At 51.4% G+C, this 4,564-nt stretch carries 4 protein-coding genes; all 4 read right to left on the reverse strand.

What is annotated here, in order from left to right; all coding sequences use genetic code 11:
- Positions 1-602, reverse strand: a 602-nt coding sequence (locus ACI32D_RS00040; RefSeq protein WP_439774643.1) for a hypothetical protein, incomplete at its 3' end; no start/stop codon positions are given.
- Between the two features lie 151 nt (positions 603-753).
- Positions 754-2,109, reverse strand: coding sequence for a Rib/alpha-like domain-containing protein (locus tag ACI32D_RS00045; protein WP_439774644.1), 1,356 nt, complete (start codon positions 2,107-2,109; stop codon positions 754-756).
- Between the two features lie 182 nt (positions 2,110-2,291).
- Positions 2,292-3,188 (reverse strand): aldose 1-epimerase family protein, encoded by an 897-nt coding sequence (locus tag ACI32D_RS00050; RefSeq protein WP_439774645.1) that lies wholly within the window; start codon positions 3,186-3,188, stop codon positions 2,292-2,294.
- Positions 3,189-3,251: 63 nt separating this feature from the next.
- The coding region (gene hslU, locus ACI32D_RS00055; RefSeq protein ID WP_439774646.1) for an ATP-dependent protease ATPase subunit HslU at positions 3,252-4,564 on the reverse strand (1,313 nt) is incomplete at its 5' end.

The raw sequence follows: 4,564 nt of genomic DNA on the forward strand, positions 1-4,564 counted from the left end.
ACCAGTTCCCAGAAGTATGAATTGGCTGCTGCCAAATCATCGCTTTCCCCAACGCAAAGGTGGGCTGCCCGGCTCATCAAGAGCCAGGCCCGGCCTGCTTCTTCCTGCATCTTTCGGTGGGCCTTCTCTAAAGTCTGCCTAGAGCTCAGTTCCAAGCGCTGAGCCTGCTTTTGGAAATCTTCTTCGTATTCTTCTTCAAGTGCCAGGGCAAAGACGATCACTTCACCCAGAGCCCGGCTGGCAAAAGCAAAGTAGCTTTCTCCCCCACTTTTCCGGCTGGCTGCCAAAGCCGCCCGCAGCTGACCCAAAAGTGGGGCAAAATCAGCCGCGGAATCGAGCTGGCTGCCAGCAAGGGCAGCGTAAAAAGCTGCCTGCTGGTCCCCTTCATCTGCCAGGGCCAGGTAAAGCTGCCTGGCCTGCTTAAAGCGTTTAGCCCGGTAGGCCTGCTTGGCTTCAGCGTAAATTTCTGCCCGGTCTTTCAAGTCAAATTGCCGGCGCAGTTCACTGGCTGAATAGGCTGCCCCGCAAGACTGGCAGACAAAACGGTCGCCCTCTTTTAATAAATCTCTTTGTCCGCAAAGCTCACATTTGATTTTCCTCATTGTTTTCCCCATGTTTTCTTGATCTTTTACGCTTTCCTTTGTAACCGCTTACTAACCGCTATTATAACAAAAGTTCCTGTAAAAGGCAGGTTAAAAAAACAAAAAATCAAGACCGGAAAAGTCTTGATTTTGAAAAATATTCTTAAAAATATCAGTTTTTCTGTGTGCTTGCGGCCGGAGCAGCAACTTCAATAATGAATTCAGAACTGGTCCAGGTCGACTTGTCCGGGTAAGTCACCTTGATCTGGGTCTTATAGCTGCCTGCTTTGGCAAAATCTGGCGCCGTTACGAAACTGGCCTGGCTGCCGTTAGGCAAAGAAGCAAAGTTGGCGATCAAGCTGGAAGCCGCGATTGGCGTGCCCGCTTGCGTCTGGACAGCCAAAAGGACCGGCGTGTAGCGGGTGGAATCAGCTGGATCTTTAACAGTTACCGTCAAAAAGGCACTGGTCTCCTTGCTCTTGTCCGGATAAGTTACCTGGATCTTGGTCCGGTAGCTGCCAGCCTTTTGCCAATTTGGCTGGGCAGTGAAGGCAAACTTGCTCTTCTTTGGCAGACTGGAAAGGTTTGTTACCAGCTGAGCCGGAGTCAATTTCTGCCCGGCCTTTACCACTCCTGAGCGGATTTTGACCTGGTAGTGGGCCTTGTCTGTCTGCCGCTTGACTTTGACTTTAACAAAAGGCGTCACTTCCCAGCTCTTGTCCGGGTAAGTCACTTTGACAGCGACCAAGTAAGTCCCTGCTTGCTTAGTGTTGATCTTTTGCGAGAGCCGGTACTTGCTCTTCTTAGGCAAGGACTTGGCGTTTTTAATTAAGGACTTAGCAGTCAATTTTGCCCCATAAGCGACGGTCTTGCCCTTGATCTTCGGCTGGTACTTGCTCTTGTCCGTCTGCCGCTTGACCGTCACCTTGACTTGCCGGGTATATTCTTGGCTCTTGTCTGGATAGGTGACTAATACGGCCGTGTAGTAAGTCCCGGCCCGCTTGAAGTTTGGCACTCTGGCGAAGCGGAAGCTGGTCTTCTTCGGCAATTTTGCCCGGTTGGTGACCAGGCGCTTTGACTTAAAAGCCTGGCCAAAAGCAGTCGTCTTCCCCGTCACCTTAGCCTGGTAGCGCTTGGCATCCTTTACCCGCTTTTTGGCCTTCTTCTTATTAACCTTTTTATGCTTCTTGACCGTCTTCTTAGCCTTCCAAGCATGGTCATAAACGCTGACGGTCACTTGCTGGCTGGTCTCCATTGAGTTGTCCGGGTAAAGCAGGCGGATCCTGGTCTGATAGGTCCCCGCCTTGGCGAAATTGGGCTCGGGCACGAATTCATAAACTGTGTTGGCTGGCAGTTTGTTGGCATTCTTGACCAGGTCCCGGGCAATCCGGTAGTTGCCTTCCCGTACCTGCAAGTTTCTGACCTCCGGATTATATTCGCTTGCCTGACTGGCCTGACTTACCTGGCCCGTTAAAAGGCAAAGGGGAGTCAAAGCGGCTGCCGCGAGGGCGCTGTACAGCTTCTTCATTTTTTATTCCTCCAAAACACAATTCAACTATTTCTTACAAACACATACTTTATGCCCTAATTATAGTCCAAATCGTTTGATTTTTGTTCCCGCTTTCAGAATATTTTTGACCTTTTTGGGTATAAAAAAAGCTGCCCGCTTCAGGCAGCTCATGCAAAAAATCACTTTTGCTTTTCTCTATTTTATTCGCTCCGGACCTTGCTGTGGAAGGACATGCGGAAGCTGGCTTCAAAGTCTTCCCCACTGGCCAAGCGGTTCATCCCCTTCTTGTTTTCCAGGTTCCCGTCGGTATCAGTGAGGTCAGCAATCCCCCACCAAGGTTCGATGCAGACGTAATTGCCGGTCTTTGGATACTGGGACCAAACACCCACGTATGGTGCGGAGTCAGTTCTGACATTGATATGGAAGCGGCTGGTTTCCGTCTTGATGGAGAACTTGTTGTCCGGGTGCCGCATCACCAGCACCATGGCGTCATTTTTGAACAGGTCGTCAGTAATGGTGATCATGCTTTCAGTTGGCGCTAGGGACCGCTTTTCCCAGTTGAGCAGGCCGTTTTCCAGCGGCACCATTGCCCGCGGCTTTGCCGGGTTGACCTGCAGGTAAAAGTCATCCTTCTTGACCCCATCTTCAACTGGCAGGGCAAAGCCTGGGTGGCCGCCGACGCCAAAGATCATGTCCCCTTCACCCTTGTTGGTGACGTGGAAGCTTTCCTTGATCATGTTGTTCAAAAGCTCGTAGCTGACCCGGAATTCAAACTTGAAGGGATAGACGGCTCTGGTTTCTTCCGTGTCCGTCAAAAGGAAGGTCAGCTTTTCCTTGCTTTGCTCTTCCAAGGCAAATTCCATGTCACGGGCAAAACCATGCTGGGTCATGTGGTAGCTCTTGCCTTGATAGCTGTACTCATCGTTTTTCAGCTTGCCCACGATTGGGAACAAGACTGGAGCATGCCGGCCCCAGACTTCCGAGTCAGCCTGCCAGATGTATTCATTGCCAATATGCTTGCCAATGACGCTCTGGAGTTCTGCCCCGTGACTTGACACCGTAACCTTAAGAATTTCATTTTCGATAGTATAATCCATTATTTGCCCCTTAATACTCTTATTTTTTCTTTTTTTCTAAACTCAATTGCATTTTTACACTTATCACAGGATGAACTTGGTCAAGTCCTTATTCTTGACGATATCACTTAACTTCTGTTCAACATATGCCTGGGTGATGGTAATTTGCCCCATTTCCATGTCCGGCCCTTCATAGAGAACTTCTTCCAGCAGCTTCTCCAAGATAGTGGCCAGACGGCGGGCACCAATGTTATCAGTCCCTTGGTTGACCTCAAAGGCGATTTCGGCAATCTTGTCGACTGCTTCTGCCGTAAAGACCAGGTCCACCCCGTCAGCCTTCAGCAAGGCAATGTACTGCTTCAAGAGGGAATTTTGCGGGTCCTTCAAGATTCTGACGAAGTCGTCCTTGGTCAAGGCATTCAGCTCAACTCTGATTGGGAAACGGCCCTGCAGTTCTGGAATGAGGTCGCTCGGCTTGCTTTCGGCAAAGGCCCCGGCCGCGATGAAGAGGATGTGGTCGGTTGACAGGGGACCGTACTTGGTGCTTACGGTTGAACCTTCAACGATCGGCAGGATGTCTCTTTGAACCCCTTCTCTTGAGACGCCGGCGGAGTTGCGCTTGTCAGCCGCGGTAATCTTGTCAATTTCGTCGATGAAGATGATCCCGCTTTGGCCGGCCCGGTCCATGGCCTTTTGGTAGATGTCATCATAGTTGACCAGCTTATGTTCTTCTTCTTGGACCAAAAGCTTTCTGGCCTGGCTGACCGGCAGGGTCCGCTTGACCTTCCGCTTAGGGAGCATGTCGCCCAGCATGCTGGACATGTCCATCCCCATCTGCCCCATCATGTCGCCCATTGGGTTGGCCTTAGGAGCTTGTTCGACTTCGATGGTAACTTCTTCGTTTTCCAAGAGCCCCCGGTCCAGCTTTTCAGCCACGCTGAGTCTTTGGTTTCTGATTTCGTCAGTGACTTCTTCAGTTTCTTCCGGTATCCCGCCGCCAGCCAGCAGGCTCTGCATCATTTCCTGCATCTGCTGCATCTGGTTTTGCCGGTTGTTTCTCTTCACGCCCGGCACCAGCAGGCGGACCAGGGTCTTGTTGGCCTGGCGGATGGCCTGGCCTTCAACCTTGGCGAACTCTTCTTTTTCCACGATCCGGACAGCTTCATTGGCCAGCTCCCGGACCATCGATTCCACATCCCGGCCCACGTAGCCGACTTCAGTGAACTTGGTAGCTTCAACCTTGACGAAAGGAGCATCGACGATGTCCGCCAGGCGGCGGGCAATTTCAGTCTTGCCGACCCCAGTTGGCCCAGCCATCAAGATATTCTTTGGCGTAATGTCCTTTTGCACGTTTTCTGGCAGCTGGGCCCGGCGGTAGCGGTTGTACAGGGCAATAG

Source organism: Lactobacillus sp. (assembly GCF_051873315.1).
Taxonomy (GTDB): domain Bacteria; phylum Bacillota; class Bacilli; order Lactobacillales; family Lactobacillaceae; genus Lactobacillus.